This is a genomic window from Hymenobacter arcticus (assembly GCF_054779975.1).
On sequence record NZ_BAAGXF010000012.1, the window covers coordinates 15824 to 39602 of the forward strand.

19 protein-coding genes are annotated in these 23779 nt (G+C 61.6%); 14 read left to right on the forward strand and 5 right to left on the reverse strand.

The features are described from left to right. Positions 1 to 59 precede the first annotated feature (59 nt). The gene (locus ACYVGC_RS17870) at positions 60 to 1286 is read right to left on the reverse strand and encodes an outer membrane beta-barrel protein (protein ID WP_460585212.1); all 1227 of its coding nucleotides are present in this window, start codon (positions 1284 to 1286) and stop codon (positions 60 to 62) included. A 164-nt stretch (positions 1287 to 1450) separates the two neighbouring features. On the opposite strand from ACYVGC_RS17870, the gene ACYVGC_RS17875 reads away from it, so the two are divergent. From ACYVGC_RS17875 to ACYVGC_RS17900, 6 genes are all read left to right on the forward strand, one after another. Further along, entirely contained in the window at positions 1451 to 3256 is a 1806-nt protein-coding gene (locus tag ACYVGC_RS17875; RefSeq protein WP_460585213.1) for a methylmalonyl-CoA mutase family protein, read from the forward strand. Between the two features lie 14 nt (positions 3257 to 3270). Further along, positions 3271 to 3780 carry a hypothetical protein gene (locus ACYVGC_RS17880; protein WP_460585214.1) on the forward strand — a complete coding sequence of 170 codons (510 nt, stop codon included), beginning with the start codon at positions 3271 to 3273 and terminating at the stop codon, positions 3778 to 3780. After that, entirely contained in the window at positions 3780 to 5951 is a 2172-nt protein-coding gene (scpA, locus tag ACYVGC_RS17885) for a methylmalonyl-CoA mutase (RefSeq protein WP_460585215.1), read from the forward strand. The genes ACYVGC_RS17880 and scpA overlap by 1 nt, the downstream gene beginning before the upstream one ends. A 27-nt stretch (positions 5952 to 5978) precedes the next feature. After that, positions 5979 to 7253 (forward strand): AAA family ATPase, encoded by a 1275-nt coding sequence (locus ACYVGC_RS17890; RefSeq protein WP_460585216.1) that lies wholly within the window; start codon positions 5979 to 5981, stop codon positions 7251 to 7253. Then, entirely contained in the window at positions 7253 to 7669 is a 417-nt protein-coding gene (locus ACYVGC_RS17895) for a hypothetical protein (RefSeq protein ID WP_460585217.1), read from the forward strand. Before ACYVGC_RS17890 ends, ACYVGC_RS17895 begins: the two co-directional genes overlap by 1 nt. Positions 7670 to 7751: 82 nt before the next feature. After that, a complete protein-coding gene (locus tag ACYVGC_RS17900; protein WP_460585342.1) occupies positions 7752 to 8114 on the forward strand; it encodes a DUF1304 domain-containing protein in 363 nt (120 codons plus the stop codon). 35 nt (positions 8115 to 8149) lie between these two features. Here the strand turns inward: ACYVGC_RS17900 and ACYVGC_RS17905 are convergent, their stop codons facing one another. Next, positions 8150 to 9226: a mechanosensitive ion channel family protein gene (locus tag ACYVGC_RS17905; protein ID WP_460585218.1), complete on the reverse strand. Its 1077-nt coding sequence runs from the start codon at positions 9224 to 9226 to the stop codon at positions 8150 to 8152. 179 nt (positions 9227 to 9405) lie between these two features. Between ACYVGC_RS17905 and ACYVGC_RS17910 the strand changes: the two genes are divergently transcribed. Beyond that, positions 9406 to 10230 (forward strand): SDR family NAD(P)-dependent oxidoreductase, encoded by an 825-nt coding sequence (locus ACYVGC_RS17910; RefSeq protein WP_460585219.1) that lies wholly within the window; start codon positions 9406 to 9408, stop codon positions 10228 to 10230. Positions 10231 to 10316: 86 nt separating this feature from the next. Here the strand turns inward: ACYVGC_RS17910 and ACYVGC_RS17915 are convergent, their stop codons facing one another. Together ACYVGC_RS17915 and ACYVGC_RS17920 are read right to left on the reverse strand one after the other, a co-directional pair. Continuing rightward, positions 10317 to 10817, reverse strand: coding sequence for an ankyrin repeat domain-containing protein (locus tag ACYVGC_RS17915; protein WP_460585220.1), 501 nt, complete (start codon positions 10815 to 10817; stop codon positions 10317 to 10319). Positions 10818 to 10949: 132 nt separating this feature from the next. Beyond that, positions 10950 to 12422 (reverse strand): M20/M25/M40 family metallo-hydrolase, encoded by a 1473-nt coding sequence (locus ACYVGC_RS17920; RefSeq protein ID WP_460585221.1) that lies wholly within the window; start codon positions 12420 to 12422, stop codon positions 10950 to 10952. A gap of 110 nt (positions 12423 to 12532) precedes the next feature. On the opposite strand from ACYVGC_RS17920, the gene ACYVGC_RS17925 reads away from it, so the two are divergent. Further along, positions 12533 to 13435, forward strand: a complete 903-nt coding sequence (locus ACYVGC_RS17925) for a helix-turn-helix domain-containing protein (protein ID WP_460585222.1) — start codon at positions 12533 to 12535, stop codon at positions 13433 to 13435. 78 nt (positions 13436 to 13513) lie between these two features. Next, positions 13514 to 14254 (forward strand): SDR family oxidoreductase, encoded by a 741-nt coding sequence (locus tag ACYVGC_RS17930; RefSeq protein ID WP_460585223.1) that lies wholly within the window; start codon positions 13514 to 13516, stop codon positions 14252 to 14254. 22 nt (positions 14255 to 14276) lie between these two features. Here the strand turns inward: ACYVGC_RS17930 and ACYVGC_RS17935 are convergent, their stop codons facing one another. Continuing rightward, positions 14277 to 15440 (reverse strand): NAD(P)/FAD-dependent oxidoreductase, encoded by a 1164-nt coding sequence (locus ACYVGC_RS17935; protein WP_460585343.1) that lies wholly within the window; start codon positions 15438 to 15440, stop codon positions 14277 to 14279. Between the two features lie 205 nt (positions 15441 to 15645). On the opposite strand from ACYVGC_RS17935, the gene ACYVGC_RS17940 reads away from it, so the two are divergent. From ACYVGC_RS17940 to ACYVGC_RS17960, 5 genes are all read left to right on the forward strand, one after another. Next, complete coding sequence (locus tag ACYVGC_RS17940; protein WP_460585224.1) at positions 15646 to 17487, forward strand: glycoside hydrolase family 2 protein; 1842 nt, start codon at positions 15646 to 15648, stop codon at positions 17485 to 17487. A 162-nt stretch (positions 17488 to 17649) separates the two neighbouring features. Further along, the gene (locus ACYVGC_RS17945; protein WP_460585225.1) at positions 17650 to 18204 is read left to right on the forward strand and encodes a hypothetical protein; all 555 of its coding nucleotides are present in this window, start codon (positions 17650 to 17652) and stop codon (positions 18202 to 18204) included. A gap of 150 nt (positions 18205 to 18354) precedes the next feature. Then, positions 18355 to 21504 (forward strand): DUF5691 domain-containing protein, encoded by a 3150-nt coding sequence (locus ACYVGC_RS17950; protein WP_460585226.1) that lies wholly within the window; start codon positions 18355 to 18357, stop codon positions 21502 to 21504. A gap of 198 nt (positions 21505 to 21702) precedes the next feature. Next, positions 21703 to 22779 (forward strand): ATP-binding protein, encoded by a 1077-nt coding sequence (locus ACYVGC_RS17955; RefSeq protein WP_460585227.1) that lies wholly within the window; start codon positions 21703 to 21705, stop codon positions 22777 to 22779. A 13-nt stretch (positions 22780 to 22792) separates the two neighbouring features. Beyond that, complete coding sequence (locus tag ACYVGC_RS17960; RefSeq protein WP_460585228.1) at positions 22793 to 23767, forward strand: GIY-YIG nuclease family protein; 975 nt, start codon at positions 22793 to 22795, stop codon at positions 23765 to 23767. Positions 23768 to 23779 lie beyond the last annotated feature (12 nt).

A 23779-nucleotide genomic window follows, 5' to 3' on the forward strand; every position in this document is an offset into this window, starting at 1 on the left:
ACCACCCGGCTGAAAATACGATGAGGAACCGGGTAGTACAATTGGCAGGGCTACCGGCTTTATTTAGAAATATTGAGCACGAGCAGTCCATAGAAATGCGTAGACCACGTAGCAAAATCCAGGGCTTCGCTCCAGCCGGTATCGCGCTCATAGCGCGCCAGTAGGGTAGCTTGCCGGCCCTGCCAGTACCCAAACTGCATGCCTACCCCCCCACCTAGGCCCTCTTGCAAACGCCGGTGGACATTATCAAAGAAGCCTACCGCAGGTGACGCCACATTACTATTGTCAACGAAAGCCGTTTGGGTGGTCATCGTTAGGGCATAGGATAGCGTAGGGCCTACTTCGAGCAGTGGCCGCACCCGGCCTTTAGGAAACGTATAGCGCACGAGCACTGGCAGCTTGGCATAAGCAAAGTCAAACTGGTAGGCGTAATGCCCGCTTATACCTTGCCCATAAGCTTGGTTATAATGCTGGCGTTGATACAATAACTCTATCTCCAGAGATAGCTTGTTACTCAACTGCGTGAGGGGCACGTTAAAAGACAAGCCACCAACTGCTGTTATACTGGGTCCGATTTCGAAGTTATAGGCCGGCGTACCCCCACCATAATAACCATGCGTGACCGTGCGGGAGCCGGCCAGCACTACACCGAACCTAGCCCGCTGGCGCAGATGCTGGGCCAGTGGCGTAGATGGCCTAGCATTTGCGCCAGCGGGTAACTGGCACTGATTATAGGTTGCCACGGCCCGCGCCAGGGCCTGAGCCGTGTAGGCCAGAGACGGCAATAGGGCCTGGGCCACGGGGCAATTGGTAAGCGCCTGCGAAAGTGTGTTGCGGTAGATGTTTTGCGTTTGCAGCCGGCGCTCTTCCTCCAGCATTACCTTGCGCTGCACTAGCTCGGTGAGCGGAAAAGTTTGAGTGGCTACATAATAATGGTCGGTGCCTTCGTTGTCGCGCAGGGTGTAGAGCTGGGCCGGGCCATCGGTGAACACCTCCAGAAAAGCTGGCGTGGGCGGGTCAGTTGGGGCAAGCAGAGCAACCGGCACCAACGACCGATACGCCTTACTGCCATCGCGCAGGCCGTAGGCGCGCAGGGTAGTAGGCAGGAAAGTGGTGACGGGCGCGGCCGGCGTAGCCCGAAAGCGGCACTGCCTGTTGTTGAATCGGGCATCGCGGTAGTCGATTTCGCCGCGCACCGTGTCGCCAGCCGGCTGCACGATGTAGCCCGGCTGAAAATCGGCCTGCGCGTGGGCCGCAGTACTGCCCAGCCCGAGCGCTAAGACCAAGAATAATCGAGAGTAGTTTTTACGCATATGTTTTGGGAAATCAAAATCCGGGCAAAGGTATAGCTGCCTTTCTACACCGCCGCCCGTCCGGCAGATGCCGGCCAGCTAGGGTATCTTTCGGGCCGCGGGCCCGGTCAGGCGGCGCGGCGCTCACCGAAAAAAGCATGACTGATTCTTCCCTCCCCACCCCACCACCGGTTTCATTTCCTGAGTTTGCGCCCGTTACCACGGCGCAGTGGCAGGCCCAGCTCACGCGCGAGTTGAAAGGAGCCGACCCGGCCAGCCTGCGCTGGACCATGCCCGACGGGCTGGTGGCCGAACCCTTCTACCACCGCGAAGCTCTGGTGGCCCTGGGCGGGCCGCCCGCCCCCCTGCCGCCCCGCCCCGCCGGCTGCCGCAACATAGTGGCCCTCACCGTACCCAAGGGCACCGATGGCCGCCTGCAAATAGAGCAAGGGGCCGACGCCCTGGCCCGCGGGGCTGATGGCCTGCACTTTATCCTCACCGGTGACCCCGCCCACTTTGCCGTGGCCGAGCTGGCCGAGCGCCTGCCGCTAGCCACCACCTGGCTCGGCTATACCGTGCAGCAACACCCGGAGCTACTGCTCGAACGCCTGCTCACGGCCAGCAACGGCCAGCCGCTGCACGGCTTGCTACGGTTTTTGCCTTTTGCCGTGCCCGAGGGGGCCGAGCTACTCCCCTACCGCGCCACGCTGCGGCGCTGCCTGGCCCTGGCCCGCGACTGGCCCGCGTTTACGGCGCTGGCCGTGAATGGCACTTACTTTGGCAACCGGGGCGCAACGCTCACCCAGCAACTGGCTTTTAGCCTGAGCACGGCCGCCGCCATGCTCACCCAGCTGCCCGATGAGGCCACCGGCCTCACGGTGGCCGAGGTAGCGCGCCAGCTGCACCTCGATTTTGCCATTGGCCCCAGCTACTTCCCCGAAATGGCCCGGCTGCGGGCCGCCCGCCGGCTGTGGGCCACGCTGCTGCACGCCTTTGGGCTGCCGCCGCAGGGCGCGGCGGCGCTGGGCATTCACACCACTACCTCGACCTGGACGCAAACTACCCTCGACCCGCACACCAACCTGCTGCGCCACACCACCGAGGCCATGAGCGCCGTGCTGGGCGGGGCCGATTCCATTCAGGTAGCGCCGTTCGACTGCCTGTTTCAGGCTTCCAATGAGTTTAGCGCCCGGCTGGCGCGCAACCTGCCCATCATTTTGCGCGACGAGGCCCACCTCGACTGGGTGGCCGACCCGGCGGCGGGCTCCTATTTCATTGAAACCTTGACCGATGACTTGGCCCGCGCCGCCTGGGCGGAGTTTCAGGCGCTGGAGGCGCAGGGCGGGATGCTGCACGCCCGCGCCAAGGCCCTGGAAGCCGTGAGCGTAGCCGGCCTGGAAAAATTCAAGCGTGTGGCCACCGGCCAGGACGTGGTGGTGGGCACCAACCGCTTCCAGAATGCGCAGGAGAAATTCGAGTTTCAGCCCAAGCAACTGCTGCGCTCGCGCGAGTTTGACACCACCCGCGCCACGTATCCCAGCGAGGTGCTGCGCCTGGCCACGGCCCTGCACTTCGAGCGCCGCGCCAACCAGGACAAGCAGGCCACGCTGGTGCTGCTGGGCAACGTGCGCGTAAACGCCGAGATTGCCGAGGCCTTCTGGCACCTGCTGCACCCCAGCGAGCGCGAAGCCACCGCTCCCCTACCCGACATCGCGCCCAATGCCTATTCGGTGCTGTTTTCCAAGCCCGAAGAAGCCACGCTGATGTACGCCACACCCGAACAGTTTGACCACCTGGCGCGGGTGGTGCAGCAGGTGCCGGTGGGAGGCGTGTTTGATATTCCCTCGCTCATCACCTCTGACCTGGCCACGCTGCTGGAGGCCGTGCGGGTGTTTGGCTTCAAGGAATTTGCGGTGGAAGGCCATAAAACGGAAGAGGTGCTGGCGCGGCTGCAAGGCCGGTAATCTCGACTCAGCATATGAAAGCGGCCGGTAAAATGGTGGTGGGAATTCTGGCGCTACCAGTGGTACTGGCGCTTGGCTACTTGTACACGCAGCGAGAGCCTGCTAAATCTCAATTCTACGTAGTGGACGACCTAGACTGGGATTTATGGGAAATCCCAATTATTGACCCGCACCGGCTCATTGCGTCAATTAGCCGCTCTAATTTGGGTGATGAACCTACTAGATGGGCTTTTGCGAGAAAGAACTCTGCTGACAATTTCAATCCTGACTCTATCAATTACGAGAAAGGGATTATCACATTTCACGACCCTGTACGGAATAAGTACGGATTCTATGATTTAAATCAGGATAAAACTAATTTTTTAATTAGCTACAAGCAGTTCCGCAACTTTACACAGGCCAATAAACTAGCATCAGCTTTGTTTGAAGTCGAAGCGGTTTATAGTTGTTGGAACGACACACGCCAGCTTCCCTGGGCGAAAGAAATTTTTATTGAGAATTACAGTTCAACTACTCATAAGTAATGCGTCCCGACTTTTCTGCCATTCCCTACGACGCGGCCGCGCTCCCTACCCCCCCTAAGCCGGCCGAGTACCCCGCTGATGGCCCGGCCGTGTATACCGCCGCCGATGCGGCGCAGCTGCCGCACCTGGTCTTCGGGGCGGGGCTACCACCTTATTTAAGAGGGCCTTACGCCAGCATGTACGTGCGCTCGCCCTGGACGGTGCGGCAGTACGCGGGTTTCTCCACGGCCGAGGCAAGCAACGCCTTTTACCGGCGCAACCTGGCCGGGGGGCAGAAGGGCCTGAGCGTGGCCTTCGACCTGGCCACGCACCGGGGCTACGACTCGGACCACCCCCGCGTGGTGGGCGACGTGGGCAAGGCCGGCGTGGCCATCGACTCGGTCGAGGATATGAAAATCCTGTTCGACCAGATTCCGCTGGGCGAGATGTCGGTGAGCATGACCATGAACGGGGCGGTACTGCCGGTGCTGGCCTTCTTCATTGTGGCGGCTGAGGAGCAGGGCGTGCCGCCCGAAAAGCTGACGGGCACCATTCAGAACGATATTCTGAAGGAGTTTATGGTGCGCAACACCTACATCTACCCGCCCGCACCGAGCATGCGGCTCATTGCCGACATCTTCGCCTACACGGCGCAGCACATGCCCAAGTTCAACAGCATCAGCATCTCGGGCTACCACATGCACGAGGCCGGCGCCACCGCCGAACTGGAGCTGGCCTACACCCTGGCCGACGGCTTGCAGTACGTGCGCGCCGGCCTGGCGGCGGGCATCAAGCTCGATGACTTTGCCCCGCGCCTATCCTTTTTCTGGGGCATCGGCATGAACCATTTCCTCGAAATTGCCAAGCTGCGCGCCGGCCGCCTGCTGTGGGCCAAGCTCATCAAGCAGTTTGACCCGCAGAGTGCCAAGAGCCTGGCGCTGCGCACGCACTGCCAGACCTCGGGCTACTCGCTCACCGCCCAGGACCCCTTCAACAACGTGGCCCGCACCACCGTGGAGGCCATGGCCGCGGCCCTCGGCGGCACCCAAAGCCTGCACACCAACGCCCTCGACGAGGCCCTGGCGCTGCCCACCGACTTCTCGGCCCGCATTGCCCGCAACACGCAGCTCTATCTCCAGCACGAAACCGACATCACCAAAGTGGTAGACCCCTGGGGCGGCTCGTACTACGTGGAAAGCCTCACCGCCGACCTCGCCAACCAAGCCTGGGCTTTGATGGAGGAGGTCGAAGCCCTCGGCGGCATGGCCGCCGCCATCGAAACCGGCCTGCCCAAGCTGCGTATCGAGGAAGCCGCCGCCCGCAAGCAGTCGCGCATCGACACTGGGCAGGAGGTGATTGTGGGCGTGAATAAGTACCTCGCCCCCGAGGGAGAAGCGCCGATTGATGTATTACAAATTGATAATGACGCCGTTAGAGAATCGCAGGTAGCACGCCTGAAGCAGATTCGCGCCACGCGTGACAACGACGCCGTGCAGGCGGCCCTAAAGGCCATAACGGACTGTGCGGTAAGCTTCAGCTTGCCGTCGGAGAGCATTACGAATGAGCCCGCCCCTACCGAAGGCAGCCCGGCCTCTCCGCAGGGCAACCTGCTCGCCCTGGCCGTGACGGCCGCCCGCGCCCGCGCCACCCTCGGCGAAATCTCCGACGCGCTCGAAGCCGCCTGGGGCCGCCACCAAGCCACCAGCCGCACCGTGCAGGGCATCTACCAGCAGGGCATGACCGACAACGCCGACTTTGCCCAGGCCCGCCAGGCCGCCCAGGATTTTGCCGCCCGCGAGGGCCGCCGCCCCCGCATGCTGGTAGCCAAAATGGGCCAGGATGGCCACGACCGCGGCGCCAAAATCATCGCCACCAGCTTCGCCGACGTGGGCTTCGACGTAGACCTCGCGCCCCTCTTCCAAACCCCCGCCGAAGTAGCCCGCCAGGCCGTCGACAACGACGTGCACGTAGTGGGCGTGAGCAGCCTCGCCGCCGGCCACAACACCCTGCTGCCCCAGCTCATCCAGGAGCTCAAAAACGAGGGCCGCCCCGATATTCTCGTCATCGCCGGCGGCGTCATTCCGCCCCAGGACTACCAGTTTCTCTACGACGCGGGCGTGGCCGGGATATATGGGCCCGGCACGGTGATAGCCAAGGCCGCGCTGGAGATTTTGGGGAAACTGGGGGAGTAGAATATTTTTTCATCTACTTTAATAGCCATGACAGAGCGCCTTATTATCCGCCACTTTGCTGGACTTGAAAACCTTGACGTAACGTTAGGGCGGGTAACTATTTTTATTGGGCCACAGGCTAGTGGTAAAAGCGTCTGCGCAAAATGCCTTTACTGGTTTAAGTCTTTCTTACCAGAGATGCTTGAGGCCGCTCGGGCTGGGGATGATAAACGCACGTTCGATAATCACTTTGTTTCTACTCTAAAAGAGTATTTCCCAGGCCTATTACGAATGAGTAAAGGACTGTTTTTACGATATGAATTAAACGACTATTTTATCCAACTTAATAATATACAAGGAAAGCTTAAACTGACTTATTCCGAGCTTTTTAGAGAAGCGGCTAAAGTCAATCGGCAGGAAGCGCTTGCGGCATCTGGTGCTGGCTACCGCAGTAACTCCTATTTATGGGAGTCGTCTCGTTTGGTTGCGGCTAATGACACACTTATTAACGAGGTGGATAATGCCATGAATGTGGTTCAGTCTTTTATACTGGCGGGCCGCTCCTTCTTCTCTGCCCTCAAAGGAGCTACCCTTACTTTCTTAGCACAATCGCCAGTAACTGACCCTTTCTTACGCCAGTTTTTAGCCTTATATGAGTTGGCCAGGCGACACTACCTCAATAATGATTTGAGCCGGCACAAAGAGTTGGATAAATTAATTCAACATATTGTAAAGGGCCGTATCAAAGTGGAAGGCAACGAAGATATCATTATCAGTCCTGATGGGCGGCGTAGCACATTAGCTTATGCTTCCTCCGGCCAGCAAGAAGCGTTTGCACTACTACTCATTTTACTAGACAGCGTTTTCGAAAAGGAGCACGAATCAACACACGATGGCAGCCGTGACCCACACACGCTATACGTTGAGGAGCCCGAAGCCCACCTGTTTTCTGAATCGCAGCGGGCCATGGCACAGCTAATGGCTAGCGTTTTGAACATGCGGCCGGAATCATTACAGCTTGTCATCACCACCCACAGCCCCTACTTACTCGCTTCTTTCAACAACCTGATTTACGCACACCAGCTAGCGGCGACCTTGCACGACCAGCCGGCCGAATTAAAAAAGCTTTACCAAGTAGTTCCCAAGGGTCAACAGTTGCCCCTGTCCGACTTCCAAGTGTATGGATTTGAAAATGGTAGCGCCCGCTCGTTGATTGACGCTGAATCGGGCCTGCTGTCTGCCGATTTACTGGATAGCGCCTCCGATGTAACGGCCAACCAGTTTGGCGAATTAATGGCCCTTGACCCAGCTATCAAACCCTGATGCAGATTTCAGCCCACCAGCAACGCATCACGACTAACCCTATTATCCCGGTTAAAACACCAAAGGCCGAAAGCCGTTTTACCCTCTTTAATCCGCGCCGATTAACTGTAACGATACTAGAGCCCGAGCAGTTCTTTCCTACTGGCGAGTTAAATTGCAACTTTATTTTCCAGGTTTCGGAAGCTCCGGCTGAAATTTACGTCGAACTAAAGAGCAGCAATCTTTCGCATGCCCTCGCGCAGTTGGCTAATAGTTTACGGTTGTTGCAGTCATCCTTGCAGCCCAAGCTGTGCTTCGTCATTATTCGCCGCTCGCCCAGCATGGATGTAAAAACGCAGCAACAATTACGCGATTTTAGTAGACGGCACAAATGCATTGTTAAGACAAAGACGATATATGGAGAGCACACCGTATAAGCATTTACTTTCAGGCCTGCCCCAACCGGCGGGCCTTTTCGTTTCTCGCCGTTACTTCGTGGCTCAGCAACTCGCCGCTACTATGCACCTGCTCAGCCAGCTACTCATTGGCCTGGTGGCCCTTATCCACGGCTACATCGTGTGGCTGGAGATGTTTGCCTGGACTACGCGGGGGCCGCAAGTATTCAAGACGCTACCGGCCGCCCTATTCCCCGCTACCAAGACGCTGGCCGGCAACCAAGGCCTGTACAACGGCTTTCTGATGGCGGGCCTGATTTGGGCGCTATTTATTACGGACCCAGCGTGGCACCGCAACGTGGGCACGTTTTTTCTGGGGTGCGTGGTGGTGGCGGGCCTCTACGGCGCAACTACGGCCGGGCGGCGCATTTTGTTGGTGCAAACGCTGCCGGCCACGCTGGCGCTGGCGGCGCTGTGGCTTGCATAAGGACTAAACCAACAAGGATTCATTCGGGCAAATGCTTACGCGGGCAGTACGGGCCCCTCCACCACGGCGCGGGTTTTGGGCAGGCACTCGGGGTACTTGGCCTGGATGAAGGCTACTAACTTTTCGCGCACCTCGCAGCGCAAATCGAAGGCGGTGGAGGCGTCGGTAGCGCTCACCAGGGCGCGCAGCTGGATGGTAGTTGCCTGGGCGTCGGTGACTTGCACCAGGGCCACGCGGCCGTCCCAGCGCGGGGTATCGGCCACAATGCGCGCCAGCTCGGTGCGCACGGCCTCTATGGGCAGGGTGTAGTCGGCGTAGAGAAACACGGTGCCCAGCAGCTGCGACGAGCTGCGCGTCCAGTTTTGGAAGGGCTTTTCGATGAAATAATCGAGCGGCAGCACCAGCCGGCGCTCGTCCCAGAGCTTCATAATGACGTTGGTGAAGGTAATTTCCTCCACCCGGCCCCACTCGCTCTCCACCACCAGTACGTCGTCGATGCGGATGGGCTGGGTGAAGGCTATCTGGAAGCCCGCCAGCAAGTTGCTGAGCGAGCGCTGGGCCGCGAAGCCCACAATCACGCTGGCGATGCCCGCCGACGTGAGCAGCCCCGCCCCGATACGGCGCACCGTGGCAAAGCTCATCAGCACCAGCGCCAGGGCCACGAAGAAGATGAGCGACACGCCGATTTTCTTCACGAACTGTAACTGTGTCAGCAGTTTGCGCACGGCCAGGTTGTTGTCGCGGTCGAGGCGGTAGTGGGCCAACACCAGCTCTTCGAGCACCTCCATGGCCTGCATCAGCAGCCAGGCGAAGGTGACGATGGAGGCGATGCCCACCACCCGGCGCACGGCCTCCAGCGGGCCGGGTGCCAGCGGGGCCAGCGGCAACAGCACTGCCAGCAGCAGCACCGGCCCAAAAAACGCCGCCGCCCGCCCCGTGTGTCGCACCACCGCGCCGGCCAGCACCGAGCCCGTGCGCCGCTCGTAGGCCCGCAGGCCCGCAAAAAGCCCCACCTTAAGCAGCCAGCCGCCCACCAGGCTGCCACCCATTACGAGCAGCGCGGTAAGGCTATCGGGAAACCGGCTGAGTACTTGTAAAAACTGTTCTTTCATGAGGCAGTGAGTGGCGAAGGAAGCCGCGCGCCGTGGCGCGCGGGTCACAAAGGTCGCGCGGCGGGCGGCGGCCCAACCGCCTGGCCCGCACCCTTGGGCAATCAAAAGGCCACCCCTATGGGTTTGCGCTACTCGGGTTAGCGCACGGAGCCCATGTGGCCTCGGCTACGTTTTTACGTATGCCCCTTCAAAACCACCTTATTTTTTACGTCGTCATGGACCTGGAACTCACCCATAAAACTGCCCTCATTACCGGCTCCACGGCCGGTATTGGCCTGGCCATTGCCCAGCGCCTGGCCGCCGAAGGGGCCACCGTTATTCTCACCGGGCGCACCGAAGTGCGCCTGGCCGCCGCCAAAGCTGCTATCCTGGCGCACACGCCAGCGGCGGTGGTGCGGGGCGTGGCCGTCGATTTTGGCGACGCGGCCCAGGTCGATAACCTCCTGCAAGCAGTGCCCACGGTGGATATTCTGGTCAACAACGTGGGCATTTTCGAGCCCATGCCTTTTGCCGAAATCTCGGATGCCGACTGGCTGCGCTTCTTTGAGGTGAACGTGCTGAGCGGCGTGCGGCTCTCGCGCCAGTATTTCCCGCTGATGCTGAAGCAGGATGCGGGCCGCATTATCTTCATTTCCAGCGAGTCAGGCCTCCAGATTCCGGCCGAAATGGTGCACTACGGCACCACTAAAACCGCGCAGCTCGCCGTGGCCCGCGGCCTGGCCGAGCTCACCAAGGGCACCGGCGTCACAGTAAACTCGGTGCTACCCGGCCCCACCGCCTCGGAGGGCGTGGAGGAGTTTTTGAAGAAGCTGGCCGGCGAGGGCAAAACCCGCGAAGAGGCTGAGCACGAGTTCTTTCGCGACGCGCGGCCCTCCTCGCTACTCCAGCGCTTCATCACGCCCGAGGAAATCGCCAACATGGTGGCCTACCTGGCCAGCCCGCTGGCCGCGGCTACCAACGGGGCCTCGGTGCGGGTCGATGGCGGCGTGGTGCGCAGCATTTAGCAACTACTTGCTAATCAATTTATTATAAAATCACCCGTCCTTGCGAGCGCAACGCAGTGAAGCGCGGCAAGGACGGGTGATTTTCACTACTGCGCGTCCTTCTCGCCGAGCAGCCGCAGGGCTTCTTCGTTGCCTTGCTGGCCGGCGAGGTGCAGGGCGGTGAGGCCGCGAGTGTCTTTGAGCGAGGCATCGGCCCCAGCTTCTAACAGCATCTTTACCAACTCATTGCGCCCAAAGAGCGTGGCAAACATGAGGGCCGTGCTGTCGTTGCCGTTGCGCAGGTTGAGGTTGGCGTGGCGCTCGATAAGCAGGCGCGCCATGTCGGCGTAGCCCTTGAAGCAGACGCCCATCAGGGCCGAATTGCCGCTGGCATCCTGGAGGTTGGGGTTGGCACCGGCATCGAGCAGGGCGCGGGCGGCCTCGAAGTGGTCGTCGTAGGTGGCCAGGATGAGCGCCGAGTGCCCCTTGCCGTTTTGCGCGTTGATATACAGCTTTGGGTTTTGCAGCAGCTGCTTGATTTCGGCGGCGTCTCCGCGCCGGGCGGCGTCGTAGAGCAGGTCGATGGGTTGAGCGGAGATAGGTGACATGGTGTTTTCGAGGTTCGGAACTGCTACGACAAATCGGGGTCGGGGGATGTTTGCAGGTGCGGTAAGCGTTGGCTGGCCCCGCCGGGCCGGGGGGAGGGTCCTGCGTTTCGGCCAACGGCCCGACGGGGCCAGCTAACGCTTACCGCACGCATTTTGAATCAGGGCCGCGTAGAACCGCACCACGTTTTGGTAGGCCTGGGTACCCAGCCGCTCGTTGGTACCATGCAGGCTTTCGATGGCGGCCTGGTCCATGAGCACGGGCACGAAGCGGTAGGTGGCCTGCGGGCACAGGCTGGCGTAGGCGCGGGCATCGGTGGCGCCCACCACCACATAAGGGGCCACCAGCGCCTGCGGAAACACGCTTTTGATGGTGCGATGCAGCACCTGAAATGCCGCGTTATCGGTGCCCGACACGGGCGAGGCGGCGCGCCCCTCGCCCAGCGTGGTCACCCGGATTGCGGGGTCGTTGATAAGCTCCCGCACCTTTTGAATAACGGCACGCACCGAGTCGCCGGGCAGCAGCCGGAAATTGACGGTGGCCGTGGCCCCGATGGGCAGCACGTTGTCCTTGTCGCCGCCCCGGATAATGGTGGGCGCGGTGGTGGTGCGCAACGCGGCGTTGCCGGAAGGCGTGACAGCCAACGACTTCTTAATCAGGCTTCCAAACAACCACTGATTGGCAAAAACCAGGCGCTTGCCAAACGGCACGGCCGGGGCCAAATAGGCCAGCAGGCCGCTCACGCCGCCATCAAGTCGGGCCGGAAACGGCGCGGCTTCCAGCCGGGCCACGGCGGCGGCCACCCGGCCCACGCTGGTAAGCGCGGGCGGCATGGAGGAGTGCCCGCCCGTCCCGGTAGCCGCTAGCTCAAGGCTGAGGTAGCCCTTTTCGCTCACACCCACCAGGGCCACCGGCTGGACTAGGCCGGCCACGCCGTCGGCCTTGATGAGGCCACCCTCATCGAGCACCAGTTCGAGCTGCGGATGCCGCTGGCGCAGCACGCCCGCAATGGCGGCGGCCCCGCGCCGGCCCTGGGTTTCCTCGTCGTGGCCGAAGGCGAGCAGCACCGTGCGCCGGGGCTGGTAGCCGGTGCGCAGCAGGTACTCTACGGCTTCGAGCTGGCCGATAACGTTGAGCTTGTCATCCAAGGCGCCGCGGCCGTAGAGGTAGCCGCCCGCCTGCTGCCCGGCAAAGGGCGGGCGCTTCCACTGGCCTTCAGTGCCGGGCAACACGGGCACCACGTCCTGGTGGGCCAGCAGCAGCAGCGGCTTCAGGCCAGTGTCGGTGCCGGTCCACTCGTAGAGCAGGCCGTAGTGGTTGATAGTCTGGTGCTTGAGGCGCTGATGAACCAGCGGAAACGTGCGCTGCAAGTAAGTGTGCAGCTGGTCGAAGGGCACGGTATCCGTGTCGGCGTACGTGGTGCGCGACACGGTGGCGATGCGCAGCGCGCCCGCCAGGTGGGCCAGGGCCGAGTCGGGCGGCAGGGCAAGCGTGGGGGCCGGCGGCACCGCCGCCAGCTGGTGGTTGGGCAGGCGCAGAGTGTTGGCAAGAACGACCAACAACAGGCCACCGAGGACCAAGGCAAGCAGACGAAAGACGAGGCGCATAGCGCAAAGTAAGGCGGGCCGGTGCGTGGGCGCAGGCTAGTTGCCCAGCAACCAGCCTGCGCAGAATTAATTCGTGCAAATTAATTAATTGAATTTTATAACTTCGCAAAATGCAGGCACCAGAAACAATTGGCGAATTTTATCAGCGCTACGGCCCGGGCCAGCCCGACGCGGGACAAGTCACTATTTACCGAATTGAGGACGTGGCGCCCCCCGCTTCATTTCCGCACATTCGACGAGATTTTTATAAGATAAAGCTGCTGTGCAATGCGCAGGGAATATTATCCTATGCTGACAAAAATATTACGGTGTCGGCGTGTGCCCTCATTTTTGCCAACCCCCTGATTCCGTATTCCTGGGAGCGGCTGGCGGGCCGCGAAACCGGCTACGTTTGCTTGTTTACGGAGGAATTTATTACCCAACAGCTACGTCCAGCCAGCGTGGCCAACTCGCCCCTGTTCCGGGTTGGGGGCACCCCCGTGCTGTTTCCGCCGCCGGCAGTGGTGCAGCAACTCAGCGCACTTTTTGAGCAGCTAGTAGTGGAAATACAATCGGCTTACGTGCACAAATACGACCTGTTACGCACGTATATCCAACTTATTTTGCACGAGTCGCTGAAGCTGGCGCCGGTGGCACCTGCTTATCAAGTAGGCACGTCGGCAGCCCGCCTCACAGCCTTATTTTTAGACTTACTTGACCGACAGTTTCCGCTGGCTTCGCCGCACCACACTCTTCGCTTTAAAAATGCGAATGAGTTTGCCCGGCAGCTGGCTGTGCACACCAATCACCTCAATAAGGCACTCAAAGAAGTCACGGGTAAAACCACCACCGCGCACATTGCGGAGAAGCTGCTGCGGGAGGCCCAGGCTCTGCTGCGCCACAGCAACTGGAGCCTGGCCGAAATAGGCTACTGCCTGGGCTTCGAGCACGCTTCCAATTTTAACAGTTTCTTTAAAAAGCATACTGGGCAGCCCCCTAATTATTACCGGCGGCAGCCGGAAGCGCTTTCATAAGTTTAGGATTGATTCGCATAATTCTTCCTTGCCCGCGGCCTTGACCTTTGTGGTAGAATTACTCACCTAAGAAAGACCATGGAAAACGGACTGAAAAACAAGGTTGTCGTCATCACGGGGGCCAGCAGCGGCATTGGGGCGGCCACTGCCCTGCTGCTGGCCGGGCGCGGGGCCAAGGTGGTGCTGGGAGCGCGCCGCCCCGACCGCTTGGCGGCGCTGGCGGACCGCATTGCGGCAGCTGGCGGCGAGGTGGCCTACCTCCGTACCGACGTGACGCAACGTGCTGACGTAGCGAACCTTATTCAACTGGCCCTCACGCAGTTTGGCCAGCTCGACGTGCTTATCAGCAATGCCGGCATTGGGCCAATTTCTCTCCTCGACGAGCTGCGCGTGGAAGACTGGGAGGCCATGATTGACGTTAATATCAAAGGGGTGCTGTACGGGATTGCCGCCGCGCTGCCCATATTTCGCAAGCAGGGTTTCGGGCATTTCGTCAATATCGTCTCGACTGCGGGGCTTAAAATTGTGCCGATGCAGGCCGTGTACGCGGGCACCAAAAACGCCGTGCGCACTATCTCCGAGGGGTTGCGCCAGGAAGCGGGCGACCAGCTGCGCGTGACCGTCATCTCGCCAGGTTTCGTCCATACCGACTTCGCCGATTCCATGACCAACTCCGCGGTGAGAGCCCAGATTATTGCCGCGCGCGATAAAATGGCCATTTCGCCGGAGGCCATCGGCCGCGCCATTGCATTTGCCATCGAGCAGCCCGCTGACGTGGATGTGGGCGAGCTAACCGTTCGCCCCACTGCACAGAGCTAAGTAGCTAGTAAACAGCGGATAATCAGCCCAGCAGCCGCTGCGCCCAGCGGCCCAGGCCGGGCAGGCGGGCCAGGCGGGTACCCAGGTTCATGAGCCAGGGCCGGGTGCCGAGCAGCCGCATGAGGCGGTAGCTGCGCGCCAGCTGCGGGCCCAGCTGGCGCTGCACAGCCGCATCGTATTGCTGCATGAATTCGGCACTAAAAATTTGCTGCTCAACGCATTGCACTACCTGCGCGGCGGCCAGAATGCCGCTGCGAATGGCCATGTCGATGCCGTGGCCCTGCAGGGGGTCGATGAGGGAGGCCGCGTCGCCGCACAGCATGAAGCGCGCGCCGCTGGCCGGCCGCTGCCGCCCACCCCCGATGGGCAGGCCGAAGCCTGCCACTGGCCCCAGCTGCCGCGCCCCGGCAAAGCGCCCGGCCAGCGCCGGGTGGGTGGTCAGGTTATCGAGCAGCAGCTGGCGCAGGTCGATTTTGTGCTTGGCCACCAGCTCGGAGAGCATGCCCAGGCCCACGTTGCAGCGGCCCCCACCCACCGGAAACAGCCACAGGTAGCCCGCCAGGTAGTTATTGCTGAAGAAAAACTCGGTGGTGCCCGACTCCACATCGGCCACGCCGTCGAAGTAGGCGCGCACGCCGGCGCAGTGGTGAGCGCGGGCCAGGCGGGGCTCGGGCAGCAGCCGGCGGCCCACCACCGAGTGAGCTCCATCGCAGCCGATGACGAGCCGGGCGGTGATTTCGGTGCCGTCGGCCAGGTACAGGCGGGCGCAATTGGGCGTTATTTCGACCGTTTTGAGGGCGGCGTTTTCGCGAATCTCCGTGTCGGTGTGGCGGCGCACCAGGGCCAGCAGCGCGGCATCGAAGTCGAGGCGCGGGCTGTTGAAGGTGGGCAGCTTCCAGTGCAGGTCGAAGCTGGCCCCGCCGGGCGCTACCAGGCGGCTGCGGCGCACGTCGTCGCGCGGCTCCAGCTGCCACAGCTCCGCCACATACACCGGGTCGAGCTGGCGCAACGCCTTGAGGGCGTGGCCAGGCACGGCATCGCCGCAGATTTTATCGCGCGGAAAGGTGGCCTTGTCGAGCAGCAGCACCCGCAGGCCGCGGCCGCGCAGGGCCAGCGCGCAGGCCGTGCCGGCGGGGCCCGCGCCCACCAGGGCAACGTCGTAGGCGGGCAAGTCGGGGGGAGGCATGGGCACGTGGTAAAGGTAAAAGCGGCGGGCGGCTTGGGCGGGGCAGCGGCCCGGCTGGGCGGCTTTTTCAGGATGCTGGGCGTTTATTTGCGCCGCCTGGCACGGTTTGGGTCCGCCAATCAGCTGCCGGGTTTGTTAGCTCCTTACAAACTCTTTTCTTCTGCCAGTACCTTATTCCCACGGTTTCGGCCGTTAGCTCACTCGTATGGACGACCTCACGCACGCCAATTACGGCCTTTCGGCGGCCCCCGAAACCCGCCCGGCCGACGAACCAGACAACTCACTGCCCCGCGCCGTGCTGCGGCCGGGCCATCACTTATTACTCGACGGTACCTGGCGTTTTGCCATTGACTTAGAAGATATTGGCCTCACCGAGGAGTGGGCCGAAGGCTACGATTTCCGGCATACCGCGCAGTGGCCCGGCTCTATTGAGGAGCACATGGCCCAGGCCCATACCGGCGGCCAGGCGGCTTGGCAAGACAAGATAGTGGCCTGGTACGAGCGCGAGTTTAAGCTACCTGAAGTAGCTGACAATCAGCGCAAAACATTGTTTCAGCTCACCTTTGGGGCCTGCGGCTACGAAACGCGGGTGTGGCTCAACGGCCAGCTGCTGACCACCATTGAGGGCGAGGCTATTCACTACGGCGAGTACACCTCCTTCACCTACGAGCTGCCCGAGGAGCACCTGCGCCCCACCAACCGCCTCACGGTGCGCATTGCCGACACTATGGACGCCGAAACCACGCGCGGCAAGCAAGAGTCGCACGTGTACAAGCGCGGCGGCATTTGGTACCAGACGCAGTCGGGGGCCGTGCGCTCGGTGTGGCTCGAAACCGTGGAGCGCAACCGCCTGCGCTCGCGGGTGGGCGTGGTAAGCACCATTGAGGACCAGCTCGTACGCTTCAACCTGACGCTGCGCGTGCACGATGCGGGCGACTATACGGTGCGCCTGCAAGTGTTTGAGCCCGAAGATACGGCGGGGGCCACCCCGCTGGCCAGCTCCGATTTTCCGCTGTCCCTCACCGAAGGCCAGCACGAGCAGCGCCTAGTGCTGGAGGTGCCCACGGCCGAAGTGTGGTGCCCCGAAAACCCGCACCGCTACCGCCTGGTAGCCCAGCTCATCGATGGCACCGGCTACGTGGCCCAGATTGAGGCGCGCTTCGGCCTGCGCAAGATTGAGGCGCGGGGCCGCAAGATTTACCTCAACAACGAGCCGATTTACCTCGACGGCATCCTCTACCAGCCCGGCACGGCCACTTTTGCCGAGATGCAGCGCCACATGCACGCTATGAAGGCGTTGGGCTGCAACCTGGTGCGGGTGCACATTGCGGGCATCGACCCCCGCATCTATAACCTGGCCGACGAGCTGGGTTTGCTGCTGTGGGTGGAGGTACCCAGCCCGCACAGCAGCACCCCGCGCAGCCGCGAAAACCACCGTGCCGAGCTGCTGCGCATGCTCACGCTGATGGAAACCCACCCCAGCATCGTTATCTGGAGCCTGTATAACGAGGACTGGGGGGCCCAGGACATTGCCACCAACCCGGCCACCCAGCGCTACATCGTGCAGACTTACAACTATATGCAGTTGGCACACCCGCAGTTTTTGGTGATTGACAACGACGGTTGGCACCACATCAGCTACCAGGGTCAGCTGAAGTCGGACCTGCTCACGGCCCACCTCTACACCCCCGACCTGGGCCGCTGGCGCGAGCTGCTCGACCGCCTCATTCACGGCGAATTGCTGGGTACCGCGGCCTTCCCGTTGGTGGTGGGCGACCCCTATTTTTACCGCGGCCAGCGCCCGCTGCTGGTGAGCGAGTGGGGCGGCTTCGGCTTCTCGGACTACGGCGGCCCCGCCGATGCCGAGGCCCGCACCAACAGCATCCGGGCCTTTAAAAACGAGCTGCGCGCCCGCCCCATCGCGGGCGACGTGTACACCCAGGCCACCAACATCGAGGACGAGCGCAACGGCCTCATCGGCTTCCACAGCGGCGAGCTGGAAGTGCCCGCCGGCCTGCTGCACTCGGAGCCGCCACAGCCGAAGTAGATTCGCAACTACTTTTCAATCAATAATTTACGTAATTTAACTTTAGCGCAAAGTTTCGCAAGGTTAAAAGAAGTTTCGCAAAGTTTTGGCAGGCGCTGGCCTGGGGCACACTTTGCGAAACCTCTTTTAACCTTGCGAAACTTTGCGCTAAGTCTTTGCCCCATGCCGACTGCTTTTTCACCGACCACCTTACTCACCTACCTGGCTTTCGCCTTGCCCCTCACCACCCTGGCCCAGGACACGACCGCCTCGCCCCTGCCTCGCCTGCTAGCCGAGCGCAAGGTGCTCACCCAGCAATACGCCGCCGCCAACGCGCAGCGCCATGGCCTGCTGGGCCTCAGCAACAAGCCCTCCAAGAGTGACTTGCAGGATGTGGTGGATGCCCTGCAAGGCATTGTGGACAAGGACGAGCAGATAGTGGCCGTGCTCAACCAAACCACCCAGCACGCCCAAACTACCGCCGCCCAGCTGCAAACCACCACCTCCACGCTCCAAAACACGGGCCGCGACGACCGCAACCTCACTGCCCAGCGCCTCAGCGAGTTGCAAGACGAGGAAAAAAACCTGCAAGAGCGCCTGCACCAGGCCAGCGAGCACCAGCTCGACCTGGAGGCCGAGCTGCGCGATGCCCAGCAGGGCCGCACCCTGCGCGATGGCCTGGTGGTAGCCCTGGCGCTGGCGGGCGTAGGGCTGTTTTTTTGGCGACGCCGGCGCTAGGCCAATGGGTTGCCGGGCCTAACTTGGGCCGCCAATAGCCCTATCTGGTTGCCCCCAAGCAATCGGCCGGAATTAACAGTGTTTCTCTGCAATATTCTGTTAATCAACGAAAAAAAGCTACCAGCTAAAAGCTAACGGCTCACTACAAATATGCTGTCCTTTTCCGAAGACCAGGCCGCGGCCCTCGTCACCGACCCCGGCACCCTCCAGCGGGGGCGCGAGCTGGCCGGCCCCGCCAAGTGGGGCAACCTGGGCCGCACCGACACCGCCGCCTGGGGCGAGTGCGCCGGCAGCGGCAGCAAGCCCTACCTCACCGGCATCGACCTCACCGAGCCCGCCTTTAAGTGCTCGTGCCCAAGCCGGGTGTTTCCGTGCAAGCACGGGGCTGGGCTGCTGCTGCTGCTATCGCGGCAGCCGGCGCTGCTGCTCCCCGGCCCCCCGCCCGCCTGGCTGGCCGACTGGCTCGACAAGCGCCAAACCAAGGGCGCGGAGCAAGCCGAGAAAGCGGCGGCCAAGCCTGCCAAAGCCATCGTCGCAGAAGCGACTGATTCAGAAGCTGTTGCCAGCCCCTCAGCCGCCAATGCCGGCCGCCAGAAGCGCGACACCCAGCGCCAGGCGCGCATGCAGGCCGGGGCCGAAGAGCTGGAAACCTGGCTGCTCGACCTGCTGCGCGCTGGCCTGGCCGACCTCAGCCAGAAGCCCGGCAGCTTTTGGGAAGTGCCCGCCAGCCGCCTCGTCGATAACCAGCTGCCCGGCCTGGCCGCCGCCCTGCGCGAGCTGGCCGACTACCCCACCGCCGGCCCCGACTGGGCCGCCCGCCTGCTGGGCCGCCTCGGCGAGGTGTACGTGCTGCTGCGCACCTTCCTCAGCCGCAATACCTTAGCCCCTGCCGCCCGCCAGGACGTGGAGCAGCAAGTGGGCAGCATGCCCAAAAAAGACGAGCTGCTGGCCGACCCCGCCACCCTGGTAGTGGCCGATACCTGGCTGGTGCTGGGCCAGTACCCTTGGGCCGAGGAGCGCCTGACGGGCCGCCGCAGCTGGCTCTACGGCCAGCGCTCGGGCCGCTTGGCGCTGGTGCTGGATTTTGCCTTTGGCAGCCAGGCGTTTGCCACGCCGCTTATTCCGCACGGCATTTATGCGGGCGAGCTGGCTTTTTACCCCGGCCTGCTGCCGTTGCGGGCGGTTTCGCTGGGCTTGGCCCTGGCAAGCAGCGCCACCGATGCCACGCCGCCCGGCCTCACCATCAGCCACTTGCTGGATAGCTACGCCGCCGCCCTGGCCCACCAGCCCTGGCTGCGCCAGTGGCCCGCCGCGCTGGGCCCCGTGCAGCTGCACCCCCTGTCCGACGGCCGCTGGCTGCTGCACCACGCCACCGAGCCCCTCACGCTGCCCCTACGCATCGCCGATGAGGAGCTGGCCTGGCGCTGGCTGGCCCTGAGCGGCGGCCAGCCCCTCACCCTCTTTGGCGAGTGGGACGGCCAGGCCTTTTGCCCCTTGGTAAGCTGGGTGCCGGATGATGATGAACTAGCATCCAACCCCTTGCAAACCAGCTTCTTCGATCAAATAACCGATGCGCGGGAGCCGGTGGGCGACGCGGCCGCTACCCTGGCGCACCTTACCCCAGCCACGCCCGACCCAGCGGCGACCAGCGAAGTGTTGTCGGCGGCCAATGCGCCCGCCGGGCCGCAGCTGCTGCGCCTGGCCCTGCTGGGCACCCGCCAAACTACCGAAACCCTGCCGCCCTGGACGGCGCTGCCCGTGCCCGACCTGCGCGAGCAGCAGCTACTGCTGGCCGCCGGTGCCCTCGCTCTGGTGCGCAAAGCCGGCTACCGGCCAGCGGCCGCTACGGTGCCCGCGCCGGCGCCCGCCCCCGCCGACCCGCTGCCCGCGCTGGGTGCGCGCGGCACCGAGTGCCTGCACCAAATGCTGGAAAACTCGCACCATCTTGACCTGCTGCCCAACTACTTGCGCCGCATGGCTACCATTGGCCGCCGCATGCCCGTTGCGCTGCTGGTGCCGGTGCTGCAACACGCCAGCCGCTCGGCCTCCATTGCTTATAAGCTGGGGCCGGTACTCGGCACGCGGGGCCAGTGGCTGGCCGCGCGCAACCCTCAATGGGCCAAGCTAGCTGCCGACCCACTCCCCGCCAGCACCGACCCGGCCGACCTGAGCACCTGGGAAACCGGCACCTTAGCTGGGCGCGTGGCGTGGCTGCGCCAGCACTTCGCGGTGGCGCCCGAGGCGGCTCGTGACCTATTACTAGCCGCCCTGCCCACCGAGCCAGCCAAGGTGCAGGACGCCCTGCTCGACGTGCTGGCCAACCACCTCGACCCTACCGCCGAGCCGGTGCTCGAAAAACTGCTCAAAGCGCGGGGCCAGGAGGTACGCCGCCAGGCCACCGAGCTACTGGTGCGGCTGCCCGGCGCGGCCCTCACCGAGCGGCTGTGGGCCCGCGCTGCCCCGCTCATCACGGCTAAGCGCAAGCTACTGGGCCTGGGTAAAGTGGTGTTGGACATTACCTTACCCACGGCCTGGGATAAGTCGTGGCTGGCCGATGGCATTGAGGAGCAAAACAACTACTTTGTATTCAATTCCTTCGACCCCAGCGCTGGCAAGACGGTGGGACCTGCCGCCGCCCGCCTCGGCAACCTACTGGCGCTGCTGCCTCCGCACCGCTGGGCCACCCACCTGGGCGTCACGCCCGCCGAGCTGCTGGCCGCCGCCCTGGCCTCGGAGTGGGCCGTGCCGCTGCTGCCGTGCTGGGCCCAGAGCACGGTGCTGCACCGCGACGCCGAGTTTGCCGCCGCCTTTATGCTCCTGCAACAGCAATTGCCTGACCTGCCACAGCAGCTGCCCAACCGGCACCAGCAGCACCATTTGCGCAACATCAGTTGGACGTCCTTGGCCTACCTGGTGCCAGCTGCCGACCGCCAGGCCTTGCTGCTAGCCCCTATTCTGGAGCGCATGCGCCGCCAGCAACCCGGCTGGGCCGACAGCCTCCAGTACGTGCCCACGCCTTGGCCGCGCGCGTTCAGCCTGGCCGTTATCAGGGCTATGGCCGACAAGATGACGAACACTGCCGTGCCGGAGGAGGCCAAAAACCAGCCCGTGCCGTTCCAGGAGTTTTCCTGGCTGCTGGTGCAAACGGTGGCCCCCCGGCTCGCCCCGGCCGATATGCCCGAGGCCATCCGGCGGGTAGAAGCCATTACGCAGCCCCACGAATACTTTCGGTCTTCTATCGACAGCTTCATCGAGCTACTGTGCTTCCAAACCGAACTGGAAGCGTCGCTGCTTGAATGAGGGCTATCTACTTTGTGCTCACGAAAAAGAACGTCATGCTGAGCGAAGCGCAGCGTAGTCGAAGCATCTCTACCGCATCGTTGCAATGCCGTTCAATGAAGCGGTAGAGATACTTCGACTACGCTGCGCTTCGCTCAGCATGACAGTCAAAAAACAACCCGAAAATTGCTCATTACTCACTACTAATTGCTCACTGAAATGCTGCTCCGCCCCCACGCCGAAGACGTTTATGCCGAAGAGCTGGCCGCCCTTAAAGCTGCCGACGACCGCCCCAAGCCGCCCAACTGGCAGCTTTCGCCCTGGGCCGTGGTTAAGTACCTCATGGGCGGCAAGCTCGACAATGGCTTCGAAATCGAGCCCAAGTACATCGGCCAGCGGCGGCTCATGGAAATAGCGGTGGCTACCCTGGCCACCGACCGCGCCCTGCTGCTGCTAGGCGTGCCCGGCACCGCCAAAAGCTGGGTGAGCGAGCACCTCACCGCCGCCGTGAGCGGCCACACCAGCCTGCTGGTGCAGGGCACCGCCGGCACCGCCGAAGACAGCCTGCGCTACTCCTGGAACTACGCCCGCCTGCTGGCCGAGGGCCCCTCGCTGGCCGCCCTGGTGCCCAGCCCCCTCTACCGCGGCATGCAGGAGGGCCAGCTCGTGCGCATCGAGGAGCTCACCCGCATCCCGTCCGACGTGCAGGACACGCTGCTTACCATGCTCTCGGAGAAGGTGTTACCGATTCCGGAGCTGAGCACCGAGATTCAGGCCACCCAGGGCTTCAACGTGATTGCCACCGCCAACGACCGCGACCGCGGCGTGAACGAGCTGAGCAGCGCCCTGCGCCGCCGCTTCAACGCCGTGGTGCTGCCCCTGCCCGCCACCCTGGCCGAGGAAGTCACCATTGTGCAAACCCGCGTGGAGAAGCAGGGCCGCACCCTGCAGCTGCCCGCCGAGGCCCCGGCCCTGGAGCAAATCAGCCGCCTCGTCACCATCTTCCGCGAGCTGCGCCAGGGCATCACCGACAACGGCAAAACCAAGCTCAAAAGCCCCAGCGGCACCCTCAGCACCGGCGAGGCCATTTCGGTGATGAACGCCGGCCAGGCCCTGGCCGCCTACTTCGGCGACGGCACCCTGCGCGCCGCCGACCTAGCCGCCGGCCTCACCGGGGCCATCATCAAAGACCCCGCCGCCGACCGCATCGTGTGGCTCGAATACCTCGAAACCGTGGTGAAGGAGCGCGAGGGCTGGAAGGATTTGTACCGGGCGTGCAGGGAGGTGGTGGCGTAAAATATCTTGTAAAATGCATGCAGACAGTATTAACCAACTCGGCTTTCAGTTCGATAGCGGATTCAATGTTGAAGGACGCTTTTCAATTTCTGATTTATTTCCTAAGTCTAAGCCCCGGTGCGGTATCTACCTACTTGGCTTTTCTAATCAAACATTTTATATCGGTCAAGCAATAGACGCTGTTAGAAGGTTTAGCCAACACCGAAAAACTTACTCAGATATCATCTCTTACTGGTTTCAGGAGGTCGAAAAATCTCAGCTTGATTCTGTTGAGCAAAGACTTATTCGCGAAGGTGAGAACTATGGATTATTACTAACTAATAAAACCTTTGTCAGTAATGTAATTGGCGAAGCCGACTTAGATTTTATCATATCAAAAGAAGAACAGAATATTTGGCTACAAGATACTACATCTGAAATATTTTCTGCTAATCTTTTATACCAAACGATAGCAGAAAAATTCAAACTTAAGTATAGACAGAAATTCATCACTCTGACACAGTTAGTAACTTATGAGCAAACGCAAGATTTATTGAAAATTTATACTGAATTCGCTCTACCAAAGCCTACTATCACGCAGCTATCTTTCTGGTCATTAAGTTGTTTGCCAGCTACAAACAACAGATATAAGAGGTATTTTTGCTTAAACGTCAATGCTATGGATGTATTCGTTGTAGGTGAAGAAAAAAAGTCAAAAAAGGAATTTGGCTTTTTTGTTGCATCTAGCTCACTTTTGAACGATAATTATATCCGTACTATTCGCAAGAAATACCCTTCCTTAGAGATTTATAACAGAAATTATCGTGCGGCGGGAACAGACCAACTCACATTGGATTTCACTAGTTTATACGAAATGCAGAAATGCTTGCGAGATGAGCTAATTGTAAGACAAGCCATCAAACACCTTAACTTACGATTGATGAGAAAAGGCGGAACTATCTATTCTCCTTACCATTGCTTTGATTTAGCAAATCAAATTCTAAAGTAGTTTACCCAAGCT